14 protein-coding genes and 1 pseudogene are annotated in these 15,042 nt (G+C 62.9%); 7 read left to right on the forward strand and 8 right to left on the reverse strand.

Annotation, left to right across the window (positions count from 1 at the left end; genetic code table 11):
• Positions 1-164: 164 nt before the first annotated feature.
• From ACXRVY_RS06245 to ACXRVY_RS06265, 5 genes are read right to left on the reverse strand one after another with little or no spacing between them, the layout of a single operon-like run.
• Positions 165-1,205 carry an ABC transporter substrate-binding protein gene (locus ACXRVY_RS06245; protein WP_116264687.1) on the reverse strand — a complete coding sequence of 347 codons (1,041 nt, stop codon included), beginning with the start codon at positions 1,203-1,205 and terminating at the stop codon, positions 165-167.
• Positions 1,206-1,240: 35 nt separating this feature from the next.
• A complete protein-coding gene (argE, locus tag ACXRVY_RS06250; protein ID WP_223457401.1) occupies positions 1,241-2,410 on the reverse strand; it encodes an acetylornithine deacetylase in 1,170 nt (389 codons plus the stop codon).
• Positions 2,403-3,077: a DUF1028 domain-containing protein gene (locus ACXRVY_RS06255; protein ID WP_223457400.1), complete on the reverse strand. Its 675-nt coding sequence runs from the start codon at positions 3,075-3,077 to the stop codon at positions 2,403-2,405. Before ACXRVY_RS06255 ends, argE begins: the two co-directional genes overlap by 8 nt.
• Positions 3,078-3,087: 10 nt before the next feature.
• Positions 3,088-3,498, reverse strand: coding sequence for a RidA family protein (locus ACXRVY_RS06260; RefSeq protein ID WP_045185416.1), 411 nt, complete (start codon positions 3,496-3,498; stop codon positions 3,088-3,090).
• Positions 3,498-4,859, reverse strand: a complete 1,362-nt coding sequence (locus ACXRVY_RS06265) for a flavin-containing monooxygenase (RefSeq protein WP_223457399.1) — start codon at positions 4,857-4,859, stop codon at positions 3,498-3,500. The genes ACXRVY_RS06260 and ACXRVY_RS06265 overlap by 1 nt, the downstream gene beginning before the upstream one ends.
• 274 nt (positions 4,860-5,133) lie before the next feature.
• On the opposite strand from ACXRVY_RS06265, the gene ACXRVY_RS06270 reads away from it, so the two are divergent.
• The 6 genes from ACXRVY_RS06270 (at position 5,134) to phnE (ending at position 11,227) form a co-directional block, all read left to right on the forward strand.
• Positions 5,134-6,510, forward strand: coding sequence for a pyridoxal-phosphate dependent enzyme (locus tag ACXRVY_RS06270; protein WP_223457398.1), 1,377 nt, complete (start codon positions 5,134-5,136; stop codon positions 6,508-6,510).
• Positions 6,507-7,685 carry a trans-sulfuration enzyme family protein gene (locus tag ACXRVY_RS06275; protein ID WP_223457397.1) on the forward strand — a complete coding sequence of 393 codons (1,179 nt, stop codon included), beginning with the start codon at positions 6,507-6,509 and terminating at the stop codon, positions 7,683-7,685. The genes ACXRVY_RS06270 and ACXRVY_RS06275 overlap by 4 nt, the downstream gene beginning before the upstream one ends.
• A 311-nt stretch (positions 7,686-7,996) precedes the next feature.
• Complete coding sequence (locus tag ACXRVY_RS06280; protein WP_223457396.1) at positions 7,997-8,848, forward strand: putative selenate ABC transporter substrate-binding protein; 852 nt, start codon at positions 7,997-7,999, stop codon at positions 8,846-8,848.
• Complete coding sequence (locus ACXRVY_RS06285) at positions 8,845-9,642, forward strand: phosphonate ABC transporter ATP-binding protein (protein WP_223457395.1); 798 nt, start codon at positions 8,845-8,847, stop codon at positions 9,640-9,642. The genes ACXRVY_RS06280 and ACXRVY_RS06285 overlap by 4 nt, the downstream gene beginning before the upstream one ends.
• Entirely contained in the window at positions 9,636-10,463 is an 828-nt protein-coding gene (locus ACXRVY_RS06290; RefSeq protein ID WP_458237121.1) for a PhnE/PtxC family ABC transporter permease, read from the forward strand. Before ACXRVY_RS06285 ends, ACXRVY_RS06290 begins: the two co-directional genes overlap by 7 nt.
• Complete coding sequence (gene phnE / locus ACXRVY_RS06295) at positions 10,460-11,227, forward strand: phosphonate ABC transporter, permease protein PhnE (protein ID WP_223457393.1); 768 nt, start codon at positions 10,460-10,462, stop codon at positions 11,225-11,227. The genes ACXRVY_RS06290 and phnE overlap by 4 nt, the downstream gene beginning before the upstream one ends.
• Before the next feature lie 396 nt (positions 11,228-11,623).
• Here phnE and ACXRVY_RS06300 read toward each other — a convergent pair whose 3' ends face one another.
• Together ACXRVY_RS06300 and ACXRVY_RS06305 are read right to left on the reverse strand one after the other, a co-directional pair.
• A complete protein-coding gene (locus ACXRVY_RS06300) occupies positions 11,624-11,938 on the reverse strand; it encodes a hypothetical protein (RefSeq protein WP_223457392.1) in 315 nt (104 codons plus the stop codon).
• 148 nt (positions 11,939-12,086) lie between these two features.
• Positions 12,087-12,479 carry an IS110 family transposase gene (locus tag ACXRVY_RS06305; RefSeq protein WP_457266059.1) on the reverse strand — a complete coding sequence of 131 codons (393 nt, stop codon included), beginning with the start codon at positions 12,477-12,479 and terminating at the stop codon, positions 12,087-12,089.
• 146 nt (positions 12,480-12,625) lie between these two features.
• Here ACXRVY_RS06305 and ACXRVY_RS06310 point away from each other — a divergent pair.
• Positions 12,626-12,781 (forward strand): annotated as a pseudogene (locus ACXRVY_RS06310) (phosphonate ABC transporter, permease protein PhnE); the annotation flags it as partial.
• A gap of 109 nt (positions 12,782-12,890) precedes the next feature.
• Here the strand turns inward: ACXRVY_RS06310 and ACXRVY_RS06315 are convergent.
• A partial coding sequence (locus ACXRVY_RS06315; protein ID WP_458237122.1) for an Ig-like domain-containing protein occupies positions 12,891-15,042 on the reverse strand: 2,152 nt, incomplete at its 5' end.

Consider the following 15,042-nt stretch of genomic DNA (forward strand, 5'->3'; position numbering starts at 1 on the left):
CACCACTGCACGAGGGCGGCAAAGCTTGCACCCGAGGTAATGCACCATGCTTTTTTGTGGGAGCGAGCTTGCTCGCGATGGCGGTGTATCAGTCAACGAAGATGTTGAAGCTGATGGCCTCATCGCGRGCARGCYCGCTCCYACAGGGTTATGCGGTGCCTGTATCAGCGCGCAGCCCAGGCATTGAAGCGCTGTTCAAGCTCCTCGCCATGGTCGACCCAGAACTCCGCGTCCACGGCCCGCGCGCCGGCCAGGTTGGCCTCGGCTGTCGGCAGTTGCTCCTGCACGTCCTTGGGCAGCAATGGCAGGGTCTGGCGATGCACCGGCCCGTAAGGGATGGTTTCCGAGAACACCTTTTGCGTCTGCGGCTGGCTGGCGAACGCGATGAAGTTTTCCGCCAACGCCTTGTTCGGCGTGCCTTTGACCACCGCCCAGTATTCCGGGTCGTACAGGCTCTGCGGCCAGACGATGCTCAGCTTCATGCCTTCCTTTTGCGCCGAGGCAATCCGCCCGTTGTAGGCCGCGCTCATTACCACGTCCCCGGCCACCAGCCATTGCGCCGGTTGCGCGCCCGCCTCCCACCACTGGATGTTCGGCTTGATCTGGTCGAGCTTGGCAAATGCCCGCGTCACGCCTTGCGGGGTGTTCAAGACCTTGTACACATCGTCTGCCTTGACACCGTCGGCCAGCAGCGCGATTTCCAGGGTGTACTTGGCGCTCTTGCGCAGGCCGCGCTTGCCCGGGAAGTCGGCGACATTCCAGAAGTCGGCCCAGGACTGCGGCGCCTTGGCCTGCTTGCTCTGGTCATAGGCCATGACCATCGACCAGACGTAAGTGGCCACCCCGCACTCGGTCAGCGCACCGGGCACAAAGTTCGCCGAATCACCGAAGCGTCCCGCATCGAGTTTCTCGAACAGGCCTTCCTCGCAGCCACGCAACAACTCGGGGCTTTCGACTTCGACCACGTCCCAACTGGTGTGACCGGCCGATACCATGGCCTTGATCTTCGACAGCTCGCCGTTGTACTCACCGGCGATGATGTTGCCCGCGCCGCTGGCGTTAAAGGGCTGGAAATAGGCTTTATCCTGAGCCTGTTTGGTGGCACCACCGAAGGAAATCACGGTGAGGTCCTGGGGGGCCGCCCACACACTGGCACTCAGCAACGCCAGGGCAAACGGAACACTGCAACGCAAGGATCTGGACATGGATCGCTTCCTCGGGTCTTGTCGACCCATTGTTGTCATGGGTGTTCGGATTCACTCAAGTACGCCGCCAGGCGATCCATCAGGCGGTCGCAGGCCGCCATCTGTTCGACGCTGACAAATTCATCGGGCTTGTGCCCCTGGTCCATGCTGCCGGGACCGCAGACCACCGAAGGAATGCCGGCCTGATCGAACAGCCCGCCTTCGGTGCCAAAAGCCACGGTGCTGAAATCGTCACTGCCGCATAGCCGGGCAATCAGCCGGGCCGCCGCGCTGTCGGCGGGTGTCGCAAGGCCCGGATAGGCCGAGATTTTTTCAAAGCGGATACCGGTATCGGTGTCCACGGCCTGCATGGCCGGCAGCAACGTCTGCTCGGCGTAGTCCTGCAGTTCATCGACGACCACTTGCGGGGCGAAGTCCGGCAAGGCGCGGATCTCGAAATCGAAACGGCAATCCGCTGGCACGATGTTCAGCGCCGTCCCGCCCTGGATCACTCCGACCTGCACGGTCGAGAACGCCGGATCGAAGCGTTTGTCGTGCAATGGCGGCCGGGCCAGGGTGGCGCCGATGTCGCCCAACCGACCGATCAGGCGCGCGGCCTGCTCGATGGCATTGACCCCATAAGGTGCGTAGGCCGAATGACAGGCGGCGCCGCGCACGTGGCACCGCATCGCCAGTTTGCCTTTGTGGCCGAGCACCGGTTTGAGTTCGGTCGGCTCGCCGATCAGACACAACGCCGGTGCCGGGATGCGTTGCGGTAGCACCTCCAGCAAGCCGCGCACGCCGAGGCAACCGACCTCTTCGTCATAGGAAAACGCCAAATGCACCGGGCGCTTTAAAGGGCTGGCCAGAAACATCGGCACAGCGGCCAGCACCGAGGCCAGATAGCCTTTCATGTCCGCGGTGCCGCGACCGTAAAGCTTGCCGTCCGCCTCGCTCAGGCAGTACGGCTCGACCGTCCARGCCTGGCCGTCCACCGGTACCACATCGGTGTGCCCGGACAGCACGATGCCGCCGGCCACACGCGGGCCGACCATAGCCAACAGATTGGCCTTGGTGCGCTCGGCGTTGTAGATCAATTCGCAATCCACGCCGAGTCCGTGCAAGTAATCACGCACGAACTCGATCAGCGCAAGGTTCGAATCGCGGCTGACCGTGGCGAACCCGATCAACCGCGCGAGCATGGCGCGGCTGCGCAACTCACTCATCGCCGGGCACTCCATACGTGGGGGCCAGGGTCGGATTGAGGGCGCGGGTCAGGTAGTCCTGCAATTGCGGCTCGTAGGCCGTCCACAGTTTGCCCAGCTCGCCGATCGGGTTTTCATCGGCCCAATCCACCCGCAGGTCGACAATCGGCCAGGTCAGGTCACCGACCACCGACAGCGCCGCCGAGTGCACCGCGCCGGCTTCACCACCGGCATTCTGCCCGGCCTGCAAGGCGTTCATCAGCCGGGTGGCGAGGCAGCCTTCGCTGTTTTCGAACGCCGCGACCATCGCCTCGATCACCCCGCTGTTGGCCAGCAGGTTGCCGGCCGCCACGCATTGGTCACCGGCCAGGGCATGGTTGATGCCCAGCGCATGGTTGCCGCTGAACACCGCCGTGCGCCCGTGGGCATCGACCACCGCCACCTGGCGGTATTGGCTGTAGCCATTGCGGGTCAATGAGTGGTCCAGCGCCTGGGGCGGCGCCGAGCCGCCCGCCAGTTCATCGAGGATCTGCGGGCCGAGGGCCGGCAGCGTGATGTTCTGGCTCGACACCGCGCCGACACCGGCACGCAGCCACGGGCAGCGCGCGCCGACGGCAATGCTCGAAGAGCTGATGGCAATACCCAGCTGGCCGGTCTCGGCGCAGCGACCCACGATGGAAAAAGTCATGGCGAATTCCTTATTCAGGGATGACAGCGATCACGTCGATTTCCATCAGCCACTGCGGCTGACCGAGGGCGCTGACCACAAGGCCGGTGGAAATCGGGAACACGCCCTTGAGCCACTTGCCGACTTCCTGGTAGACCGGCTCGCGGTAGCGCGGGTCGGTCAGGTAGGTGGTGGTCTTGACGATATGGCTCAGGTCGCTGCCCGCCTCTTCCAGCAGTTGCTTGACGTTGCGCATGGCCTGTTCGGCCTGGGCACGCGGATCGCCGAGGCCTACCAGTTGGCCGTTGAAATCGGTGCCGACCTGACCACGCACATACACCGTGTTGCCGGCGCGCACGGCCTGGCACAGGTCGTTGTCGAGCGTCTGGTTCGGGTAGGTGTCTTTGGTGTTGAACATACGGATGCGGGTATGAGTAGGCATCAACGAACTCCCATGAGGCTGGCTTTCTGAACGGGTGCACAGGCGGCGTCGGCTTGACGCTGGGTCGCATCCCGATAGTTGAGATAGGTGTGCTGTTTAACGATGTGATCGGCGATGTGCTTGGCGTCGTGCCAAACGCCCCAGATAAACGCGGAGCCACGACGGGACTGCCAAGGCAAACCGACGAAATACACCCCCGGTTCGGCCGACACGCCGCGCTGGTGCCGGGGTTTGCCGTTGTCCTTGAAGGCGTCGACCTTCAGCCAGCTGTAATCGGTGGAGTAACCGGTGGCCCAGATGATGGTGGTGACGCCGGCCTTGAGCAGGTCCAGTTCCAGGATTGGATTCGTCACGCAATCCGGGTCCGCCAGCATGGCCCGGGCTTCGGGCTCCAGCGGCAGGTCCAGGCCATTGCGTGCGATATAGGCGTCGGCCTTGTCGAGCAGCGCCAGGTAATTTTCATCGCCACGTTTAATGTTGTCGGCGAGGTTGTCTTCGAAACTCACCACAGCGCCGTTGAACGATTGAGTCAGGCCGACCAGCGTCATGCCCTGATGAGCCAGCCGGCGGAAGTCCACGGTGTGGCCGCCACGGGCACCACTCACGGCGATGGTCACGTGTTCCTTGCCCGGCTGCATGGCTTCGGCATCCCACTCGCCGAGCACCCCCAGCCACCAGCAGAAATCACGGTTGCGATAGGCACGGGGTGGACGGTCATGGGCGCCGACCGACAGGTAGACCTGTTTGCCGGAGCGTTGCAGCTCATCGGCGATCTGCACGCCCGAAGAACCGGCGCCCACCACCAGTACCGCGCCTTCGACCAGTTGCTGCGGGTTGTAGTATTGGGCGGAGTGAATCTGGGTGATGCCGGCGATTTCGGGAGCAATGGGCGGAATGGCCGGGCGCTGGAACGGGCCGGTGGCGACCACCACATGCCGGGCCTCGATCACGCCATCGGAGGTTTCAACGGTGAAACCGGGGCGGTCGGCGTTGCGCTCTACTTTCTTGACTTCAACGCCGGTGCGGATCGGCGCGTTGAACTTGCGGGCGTAGGCTTCGAAGTACTCGGCCACCTGCTCTTTTCCGGCGAAGGCATCCGGGTCCAGACCGTCGAATTCCAGACCCGGGAAGCGGTCGTGCCAGGCAGGCCCGTTGGCTACCAGCGAATCCCAGCGACCGGTGCGCCAGGCTTCGGCGATACGGTTGCGCTCCACAACAAGGTGAGGCACGCCGAGCTTGCTCAGGTGTTCACTCATGGCCACGCCGGCCTGGCCGGCGCCAACTACAAGCGTGTCAATTTCGGTCTTGTCAACTGTCATGGCTGTGCACTTCTGAAAGGTGGTTTGATTCAGGTCGGTCATGGCTGCCGCCTCGATACTGATCACTGTTGTTCTTCTGCTACGGCTATCGGGGTCAGGGTGTTGGCCGCATTCTGTTCGGAGCCGGGAAATAGCGAAATTATGTTTTTTGTGGTCGCTGGCGAGGAAAAAGCGTCGAGGCGACCGGTTGGCTGTGCAAGGTTGCGGTAGACCCGATCCCGGCCTATGGTCCAAGCGATGCATTGCCCGCGACCGACGCGAAGACCCGGCGCGGATTGCTGTCCATCCAGTGCGGATTTACGCAAGGAGTGATGACATGCCCGACAATTCCCGTCCTGCCGTGCTCGAACTGATTGGCAATACCCCGCTGGTGCGCGTCAGCCGTTTCGATACCGGCCCGTGCACGCTGTTTCTCAAACTCGAATCCCAGAACCCCGGCGGTTCGATCAAGGACCGCATCGGTCTGGCGATGATCGATGTCGCCGAACGCGATGGTCGTCTGCGCCCCGGCGGCACCATCGTCGAAGCCACCGCCGGCAACACCGGCCTCGGCCTGGCCCTGGTCGGCCGCGCCAAGGGTTACCGGGTGGTGCTGGTGGTGCCGGACAAGATGTCCACCGAGAAGGTCCTGCACCTCAAGGCCATGGGCGCCGAGGTGCACATCACCCGCTCCGATGTCGGCAAGGGCCATCCCGAGTATTACCAGGACGTCGCCGCGCGGCTGGCCGCGGACATTCCCGATGCGTTCTTCGCCGACCAGTTCAACAACCCGGCCAACCCGCTGGCCCACGAATGCAGCACCGCGCCGGAGATCTGGGCGCAGACCCAGCATGATGTGGACGCCATCGTCGTCGGTGTCGGCTCGGCCGGCACCCTCACCGGCCTGACCCGTTTCTTCAAACGGGTGCAGCCAGACCTGGAAATGGTTCTGGCCGACCCGGTCGGCTCGGTGATGGCCGAATACAGCCGCAATGGCACCCTCCCCACCCCCGGTTCGTGGGCGGTGGAAGGCATTGGCGAAGACTTCATTCCGTCGATTGCCGACCTGTCCAGCGTGCGCCACGCCTATTCGATCAGCGACGAAGAAAGCTTTGATCACGCCCGCCAGTTGCTGCGCGCCGAAGGCATTCTCGGCGGCTCATCGACCGGCACCTTGCTGGCGGCGGCGTTGCGTTACTGCCGCGAACAGACCCAGCCGAAACGGGTGGTGAGTTTCGTCTGCGACACCGGTACGCGTTATTTGTCGAAGGTCTACAACGACCAGTGGATGAACGATCAGGGCCTGCTGCAACGCAAGCACTACGGCAACTTGCGGGACTTGATCGCGCGGCGCTTCGAGGACGGCCGGGTGATCAGCGTCGGCCCCGATGACACCCTGCTCACCGCGTTCCAGCGCATGCGCCTGGCGGATGTGTCGCAACTGCCGGTGCTGGTGAACGGCAAACAACTGGTCGGCGTGATCGACGAGTCCGACATCCTGCTGGGCGTGCATGAAGACGTTGCGCACTTTCGCAAGACCGTATCCAGCGCCATGACCGACAAACTGCAAACCCTGTCCCCCGATGCCACGCTGGCTGAACTGGAGGCAGAGCTGGGCCGTGGGCTGGTGGCGATCATCCAGGATGCCTCGGGCTTCCACGGCCTGATTACCCGAACCGACATGCTCAATCACCTGCGGAGATCCCTGCCATGAGTCAACAGGATAAAAACGCCCCGCCACAGGGCTTCGCCACCCGCGTGATCCATGCCGGGCAAACGCCGGACCCTTCGACCGGGGCGCTGATGCCGCCGATCTACGCCAACTCCACCTACCTGCAACAGAGCCCCGGGGTGCACAAAGGCCTGGACTACGGGCGCTCGCACAACCCGACGCGCTGGGCGCTGGAGCGCTGCGTGGCCGACCTCGAAGGCGGCACCCGGGGTTTTGCCTTCGCCTCGGGGCTGGCGAGCATTTCCACGGTGCTGGAGCTGCTCGACGCCGGCTCGCACATCGTCTCGGGTAACGATCTGTACGGCGGCACCTTCCGCCTGTTCGACAAGGTGCGCCAGCGCAGCGCCGGGCACCGCTTCAGCTTCGTCGACCTGACCGACCTGGCGGCGTTCGAGGCCTCCCTGCAAGACGACACCCGGATGGTCATGGTCGAGACCCCGAGCAATCCGTTGCTGCGCCTCACGGACCTGGCCGCCATCGCCCGCACCTGCCGCGCGCGCGGCATCATCTGCGTGGCCGACAACACCTTCGCCAGCCCGTGGATCCAGCGCCCGCTGGAACTGGGTTTCGACATCGTGCTGCACTCGACCACCAAATACCTCAACGGCCACTCCGACGTGATCGGCGGCATCGCCGTGGTCGGGCAGAACGCCGAACTGGCCGAGCGCCTGGGCTTCCTGCAAAACGCCGTCGGCGCCATCGCCGGCCCGTTCGATGCCTTCCTCACCTTGCGCGGGGTGAAGACCCTGGCGCTGCGCATGGAGCGCCATTGCAGCAACGCACTGGAGCTGGCGCAGTGGCTGGAACGCCTACCGCAAGTCTCGCGGGTCTACTACCCGGGCCTGCCGTCGCACCCGCAACACGAACTGGCCCGACGGCAAATGCGCGGTTTCGGCGGGATGATTTCCCTCGACCTCAACAGCGACCTGGCTGGCACCAAACGCTTCCTCGAGAGCGTACAGATCTTCGCCCTGGCCGAGAGCCTGGGCGGCGTGGAAAGCCTGATCGAACACCCGGCGATCATGACCCACGCCACCATCCCGCCCGATACCCGCGCAGAACTGGGGATCGGCGACGGGTTGGTGCGGTTGTCGGTGGGGGTCGAGGATGTCGAGGATTTGCGGGCTGATCTGGCGCAGGCGTTGGCAAGGATGTAAGCAAGCTCGCTCCCACACTTTTGAATTTCTGTCATACACAAATTATGTGTTCACCAGAGATCCACTGTAGGAGCGAGCCTGCTCGCGATGGCGCCGGATCAGTCGATATTGATGCTGGCTGACACTCCGCAATCGCGAGCAGGCTCGCTCCTACAATTCCGTTTTGGCCCTCTCCCCTGCTGCTACGCTGGTCAAGCACGCAAGAGTCCCTATAATCGCGGCGTTTTCGTCTACCCTCACGAAGCGTCGTGCAGCAATCAGCTTGTGCGGGGCGCATCGACATTTTTCCGCTATTGAACCGGAGAACTTCCATGCTCAAACGTACCCTGGCAACGGCCATTGGCCTGACCTTGTCCCTTTCCACCCTGCTGGCACAGGCTGTCGAGACCCTCAAGGTCAGCGCCATTCCTGATGAAGCACCCACCGAACTGCTGCGCAAGTTCAAGCCCCTGGGCGAATACCTGGAGAAGCAACTGGGCATGAAAGTCGAGTTCGTGCCGGTCTCCGACTACCCGGCAGTGGTCGAGGCCCTGGCCACCGACCGTATCGACATGGCCTGGCTGGGTGGCTTCACCTTCGTGCAGGCGCGGCTGAAAACCGGCAATGCCATTCCATTGGTACAGCGTGAGCAGGATGCCCAGTTCACCAGCAAATTCATCAGCGCCGACCCGGCCGTCAAGTCGCTGGCCGACCTCAAGGGCAAGTCCTTTGCCTTCGGTTCGGTGTCTTCGACGTCCGGCAGTCTGATGCCGCGTTACTTCATGCTGAAAGACGGCATCAAGCCGGAAACTTATTTCAGCCGTGTCGGTTACTCCGGCGCCCATGACGCCACGGTCGCCTGGGTTCAGGCGGGCAAAGTGGACGCCGGCGTACTCAATGCCAGCGTCTGGGCAAAACTGGTCGCGGCCGGTAAGGTCGACACCGACAAGGTCAAGGTCTTCGCTACCACGCCGGCCTACTTCGACTACAACTGGACCGTGCGCGGCACCCTCGACCCGGCCCTTGCCAACAAAATCAAGGTGGCCTTCCTCGCGCTCGACCCGGCCAACCCGGAGCAAAAAGCGATTCTGGACCTGCAAGCCGCCAGCCGCTTCATCGAGACCCAACCTGAGAACTACAAGGGCATCGAGGAAGCCGCGCGCGCTGCCGACCTGCTGAAATGACACTGCATCTGAACCGGGTCAGCCTCACCCACGGCAATGGCGTGCGTGCGCTGCATGAAGTCGACCTGCACATCGCTGCCGGTGAGCAGGTCGCAATCATCGGTCCGTCCGGCGCCGGCAAGTCGAGCCTGCTCAACGTGCTGGCTACCGCCCTGCGCCCCGGCAGCGGCACGGTCGAGGTGCTCGGCGAGCAAGCCTGGCAGCTCGGCGCCCGACAGCGCCAGCGATTGCGCGCACGCATCGGCCTGGTGCATCAGGCGCCGCCACTGCCTGCGCGTCAGCGGGTGGTCACGGCGGTGCTGGCCGGAAAGCTGGGGCAATGGAGTTTTGCCAAAAGCCTGCTGAGCCTGTTGCATCCGGTGGATGTTCCGGGCGCGCGGGCGGCACTGCTCAAGCTGGACCTGGGTGACAAGCTGTTCGCCCAGTGCCAGCAACTGTCCGGCGGCCAGTTGCAGCGCGTGGGCATTGCCCGCGTGCTGTACCAGGCGCCCGAAGTGCTGCTGGCCGATGAGCCGGTGTCGGCGATGGACCCGGTACTGGCCGGGCACACCCTGTCGATCCTCTGCCGCCACGCCCGGGAACGCAACGTGACGCTGGTCGCCAGCCTGCATGCGGTAGAGCTGGCCCTGACGCACTTTTCACGCATCATCGGTTTGCGTGAAGGGCAAGTCCTGTTCGATCTTCCCGCCAGCGACGTCGACCACGATTTGCTCGACAAGCTCTACGCCAACGAGCAACTGCTATCGCCGCCCACGCCAGTGGCGCCCTTGATCCTGCAGATTCCCCGATGCTGACACGCGATACACGAGACCCGGCCACCCTGCCCCGCCTGCTGCTCAGTCTGTTGGCGCTGGCCCTGCTGTGGCCCGGCATCCATTTCAGCGAACTGGACCTGGGCGTGCTGCTCAAGGCCGACAGCCAGAGCGAGATGGGTCGTTTTGTTGCGGCCTTCTGGCCACCGGCCCATGGCGAAGAATTCTTGCAGCTGTTATGGCAAGCGACACTGCAAACCCTGGCCATCGCCACCGCCGGCATGGCTTTGGCCTTGCTGTTGGCCGTGCCCGCCAGCCTGCTCGCCAGTCGGGCGCTGTCGCTGTCGGCCGCCTCACGCAGCGGTCGCCCGAGCGCCTTGGGCCGGCTGTTGCGCTGGCCGGTGCGCGGGTTGCTGATCTTCCTGCGCAGCGTGCCGGAAATCGTCTGGGCCTTGCTGTTCGTACGCGCCGTCGGCCTTGGCCCGACGGCCGGGGTGCTGGCGATTGCCATCACCTACAGCGGCATGCTGGGCAAGGTCTACGCGGAGATCTTCGAGTCGGTTGACCAGCGTCCGGCCCATGCGCTGCTGCAAGCCGGCAGCAGCCGGTTGGCGGCATTCTGCTACGGCATCCTGCCCAATGTCGGGGCGGAGTTGCTGTCGTACACGGTGTATCGCTGGGAATGCGCGATCCGCGCGTCGGTGGTGATGGGCTTCGTCGGCGCCGGCGGGCTGGGCCAGCAGATCGACTTGTCATTGCGCATGTTCGCCGGCGGTGAAGTGGCGAGCATGTTACTGAMCTTTTTCGTCCTGGTACTGTTCGCCGATCAGATCAGCCGTCTGTTGCGCTGGAGGTTCGCATGAATCGCCTGATCAACCTGCTGCTGATCCTGTGCATTGGCGCAGCGGTCGTGGCTTCGTTCAGCTATCTGGGGATCGATCTCGGCGAACTGACGGGCAGCGGTAACCTTGCGCAGATGGGCGCCTACGTGCTGCGCTTTCTCAGCCCGGACCTGAGCGCCGGCCATCTGCAAGCCATCGGCCGTGGCGCCGTGGAAACCATGGCCATGTCGGCCCTCGGCACCCTGCTCGCGGCGGTATTTGGCCTGGCGCTGGCATTGCCGGCGGCCGGGCGTTTCGGTTGGCCGTTGCAGAGCGTATCGCGCCTTGTGCTCAATGGCCTACGCGCCATTCCCGAACTGGTGTGGGCGGCGTTGATGGTGCTGGCAGCGGGTCTCGGCCCGAACGCCGGCACCCTCGCACTGGCCATGCACACCGCCGGGGTGCTGGGTCGACTCTTCGCCGAAGCACTGGAAAACACCCCGCCGCAACCGGCCGAAGCCATCCGCTTGCAGGGCGGCAACGTCGTCTGGGCCTTCTGCTACGGCACCCTGCCCAACCTGTTTCCACAGCTGTTGGCGTACATCCTGTACCGCTGGGAAAACAACATCCGCATGGCCAGCGTGCTCGGCTTTGTCGGTGCTGGTGGATTGGGGCAGATGCTCTATGTCAGCCTCAGCCTGTTCCAGGAGGCCCAGGCCAGCACGGTGATTTTGGCGATGTTGGTGCTGGTGTTTGCTGTTGATGGGTTGAGTAGTTGGAGTCGGCAGCGGTGGGTTAAGGCGTGATGGGGAATTGCATGGATTTGCTCAGCTGATTGCATTCGAGCTTAGCAAGCATTTGCATGGATTTGACTACCGCGTTTTATGGGTATGACCGGTAGAAAACGACCCATATAGACAGTCCGTCCCACCAAAGTAAGGTTGCAGCATGAGGCCTAACCCTTCGTTCAAGCGGACCGGAATCAACCGAACTGAATCTTGCATCCATTGATACGGGTGCGGCGGTCACTGGTGAGGGGATAACCCATGAGTAACCCCAACCCGAAACGCCAAGGGCCTGCGATCATGCAGGCCCAGTCAGGTTGGGTACGCCGCGATGGGTAACCGCAGTGGTAACCCAACAGCGGCATTCTGCTTGGAGCCAGTATCTACGCAGCCTGTAGGCATTCAGTGCGCGACCTATCAAGCGGCACTCGCCTCATTGGTAGGATTCAAATAGCAGGCCATCTCCCGTTCGACAACGTCGATCTCATTTAGCCCCCAATTTGTCAGGGGCGCGGAAGGTTTGCCGGTCGACGCAAAACTCGCCGCCAGCAGACGGGTCATCAGCGTCTTTGCCAAGTCCAGTTGCTTCTGAAGCTCCTGAGCCGCGCGATCAGCCTTATCCAGGCGCTGTTGCAGGGCATCGCGCCCGGCAGTGATCTGTCCGATACTGGCCACCGTTTCATGTGGGTCGACCATCGCTGCCGCTTTTTCTTCCAAAGATTTATCACTCATCAATGTGCTCGTTCGCTCAGGTTCAAGGTCAGGCGCGCGCAGGCCTTGCCTCACTGAGATCGGCACGAGAGTTTATTCCTACAGTTTTCTATCGCACTGACGCGCAAGGCGCCGACCAACGGCAGCGTAACCCATCAGCGAACCCAGCCTAGTTGTGGGTAATTGCACGGACTTGCCCACCCATTTGCATTCGACCTGACCAATCATTTGCATCGGATTTGACCATCACGCTGCGTGGCCATGACCGGCAGAAGCCATTCATAAAGTCCCCATTTTCACGTAAACCGTTGTAGCGTTGCATCGCCACCGGGTTGGCCAGTTTGACCTCGAAGCCGGCCGTCTTGAGGCCATCGACCAGCCAGTACCAGTTGTATGTCGACTCGACCACGACACCGAGCAGTTCGGCACGGTGCGGTTCGAGTAGCGGGAGAATCTGCGTCAGCTCATTGGGGCAGCGCCGACTGACCAGGACCCGGTCCGTTTCGTCGGTAACCACCACAACACTGTTGTTCGAATGCAGGTCTATGCCACAGAGTTTCATCACGGCCTCCTCACAGCAAAAGTCTAAGTTCGCACCTTGAATTTTGCGCCACCTCCGTGAGGTGGGGAGGCCGGCCAGATGATTCTCAGATTTATTTTTCAGAAAATAGATCCGTCCCCATTTTTGCTCGTCCCCATTTTTGCTGTTTTGTCGGTGCCGGCGGTTTGGGGCAGATGCTCTATGTCAGCCTCAGCCTGTTCCAGGAAGCCCAGGCCAGCACGGTGATCCTGGCCATGTTGCTGTTGGTGTTTGCCGTTGATGGGTTGAGCAGTTGGAGTCGTCAGCGGTGGGTCAAGGCGTGATTGCGAGTCTTCTGGAGATTTGACGACCAGGCAAGTTGTCAATTTGCTTGTAGCAAGAGGGCCTCAATGAGGCCCTCATCGCTAAAGCGTAGTTGTACTCGGTGCGCCACTACTGGCTCGCGGTGACCGTGACCGCTGCCGAGACCGCCACGGACACCGTCGCCGGTGCCGACTCCGCGCCCTTGGCATCGGCGGCTTTATAGATAAAGGTCGCAGTGAACGGCGCTACGACCGTGGCCGGTGGTGTGTAGGTCACGCGCGTACCATCGGTGCTGACCACGCCCTTGCCGGAGTCCGGTTGCTCCAGCCCCACCACTCTAAGTGGCACGTTACCGTCAGGGTCGGTGTCGTTGGCCAGGACGTTGATGGGCAGCGGTTGGCCGGTGCTGCTGATGGCACTGTCGGGGTTGGCGATCGGGTTTTGGTTATTGCCGTCGTTATTGGCACGGGTATCGCCGGTGCGGAAGGTTGGCAGCGCGGCGGAGTTGACGTAGGTGACGCCGTCCCAGCCGGGTATGGGGGCTGGCATCAACTGGAACTGGCCGGGGTGCTCGACATCCCAGCGCAGCAGCATGGACGTGTCCTCGTGCTGGGTGTTGTGGCAGTGCTCCATGTAGGTTCCGGCGAATTCCCGGAAGCGGATGGCCATTTTCACGTCCACCGAGCTGTCGATGCCATCGCCGACGCGATAGACGTCCTTTCGGGCCCATTTTTCCCATTCCGGCGGTGGGTTGCCATCACGGCTGAGGATGATCCCCTCTTCGAAGTGCACGTGCACCGGGTGGTTCCAGCCGTTGCCGCCGCTCATGATTCTCCACACTTCCAGGGTGCCGTCACCGGAGAACCCGGCAGGGGTTGGGCCGTTGGCCAGTTGCGGAGCGGCGCTGATGACTCGAGGGTCCATGGGGAAGCCGAATTCACCACCGTCGGTCTTGATCGTCCAGGGGGTTTCGTCGGTGCCGTCGGAGCGGCCGAAGCTGAACTCGCGATGCCGCGCCACCTTGAGCCTGGCCTGCACCGCCGGGTCGTCGCGGTTGAGGGTCAGCGGGATCATGGTCTTGCCGGCCGGTTTGCCCGGTTTGGCGGGCTCATAGTCGGCGGGGTTCATGCTCACGTCCTGGCCGGCATAAGGCTGGACCACCAGCTGCAGGAACTTGCCCACCCCCGGGTCGCCGCCGACCCATTCCGGCCCTTTGCTGCCCAGCCTGATCACCGCCTTGTACGTCCCGGACAGGACGTCGGCCAGGCTCAGCAGTGTAGCTGTCGGCTTCTTGCCGTTCTGGTGCTCCAACAGGTTGACGAAGTACAGCTTGTCGCCGGTGTTGATCCCGTTTTTCGCGAAATTGACGATGATGTCGTAACGTTCGGCGATGCCCTGGGTGGGCAGGATGGCGTTGTGGTCCTGGGGATCGCCGTTACCGTCCAGGTCCATGCTGCCGTCGAACGGCACGGCGTGTTCCATCAGGTTGCCGTCGTTGGCGATCAAGTGGAACGGCACGCGGCTATAAGACAGGCCGGAACCGGCCGGGCCAGGGAATTCGCCGCCGCTGCCGGCGACTTCACGCACCAGTGCAATCCTGAGGTAGCGCGACACCGAGCCGTTGAGGATACGGAAGCGATAGCTGCGCGCCCGCACGTTCAGGCTCGGCTGGTACTGCCAGTTGACCAGGACCTGATCGCCGAGAAAACCGTCGGTGTTGAACGGGTTGAACCAGAGCTGGCCGTTCTGATCCCAGGCCTTGTCGGCCACCATCAGGTTCACATCGTAGTCGCGGTTACCCCAGGGCAATGCCGAACCGCTGGGCAGGCGCAGGTTGACGCCGTCTTCGAAGGCTTCGTTACCGCGATCCAGGGCGCTGTAGTAATTCATCATCACCGCGTTGCCCTTGTAGACGTTCTGCGCGGTGAAATCGAGCATGTGGTCATGGAACCAGTGGGTGCTCATGGTTTCGTGCCAGTCGCCGCGGATCTTGATGCTGCCGTTGTTGCACGTCTTGAGGCCCGGGGTGGCATCGTTGACGAACAGGGTTTCGCCCGGGGCGCAGGGGAACGCCGCGCGCGGATCCTGAGCGGTGGTGTTGATGGTGTCGTAACCGGCCAGCTGGATCGGCCAGCGATAGTCGTAGTACTGCCCCGGAAAGAAAAACGCATTGGCAAAGCCGTCGCTTTCGGCCGGGGAGTGGCCGTTGTGTTCGTGGGTTGTAATGGTGTGCAGGCCAAAGCCCATGTTGGCCGACGGATCGATCGGCAGGGCGTTGTAG

The sequence above is a fragment of the Pseudomonas sp. P5_A2_2 genome (genome assembly GCF_054177685.1).

Excerpts from the sequence above, each read along its gene's own strand:
- ACXRVY_RS06245 (WP_116264687.1), bottom strand. The coding sequence starts at position 1,205 with ATGTCCAGATCCTTGCGTTGCAGTGTTCCGTTTGCCCTGGCGTTGCTG.
- ACXRVY_RS06255 (WP_223457400.1), bottom strand. The coding sequence starts at position 3,077 with ATGACTTTTTCCATCGTGGGTCGCTGCGCCGAGACCGGCCAGCTGGGT.
- ACXRVY_RS06260 (WP_045185416.1), bottom strand. The coding sequence starts at position 3,498 with ATGCCTACTCATACCCGCATCCGTATGTTCAACACCAAAGACACCTAC.
- ACXRVY_RS06265 (WP_223457399.1), bottom strand. The coding sequence starts at position 4,859 with ATGACCGACCTGAATCAAACCACCTTTCAGAAGTGCACAGCCATGACA.
- ACXRVY_RS06270 (WP_223457398.1), top strand. The coding sequence starts at position 5,134 with ATGCCCGACAATTCCCGTCCTGCCGTGCTCGAACTGATTGGCAATACC.
- ACXRVY_RS06275 (WP_223457397.1), top strand. The coding sequence starts at position 6,507 with ATGAGTCAACAGGATAAAAACGCCCCGCCACAGGGCTTCGCCACCCGC.
- ACXRVY_RS06280 (WP_223457396.1), top strand. The coding sequence starts at position 7,997 with ATGCTCAAACGTACCCTGGCAACGGCCATTGGCCTGACCTTGTCCCTT.
- ACXRVY_RS06285 (WP_223457395.1), top strand. The coding sequence starts at position 8,845 with ATGACACTGCATCTGAACCGGGTCAGCCTCACCCACGGCAATGGCGTG.
- phnE (WP_223457393.1), top strand. The coding sequence starts at position 10,460 with ATGAATCGCCTGATCAACCTGCTGCTGATCCTGTGCATTGGCGCAGCG.
- ACXRVY_RS06300 (WP_223457392.1), bottom strand. The coding sequence starts at position 11,938 with ATGAGTGATAAATCTTTGGAAGAAAAAGCGGCAGCGATGGTCGACCCA.
- ACXRVY_RS06305 (WP_457266059.1), bottom strand. The coding sequence starts at position 12,479 with ATGAAACTCTGTGGCATAGACCTGCATTCGAACAACAGTGTTGTGGTG.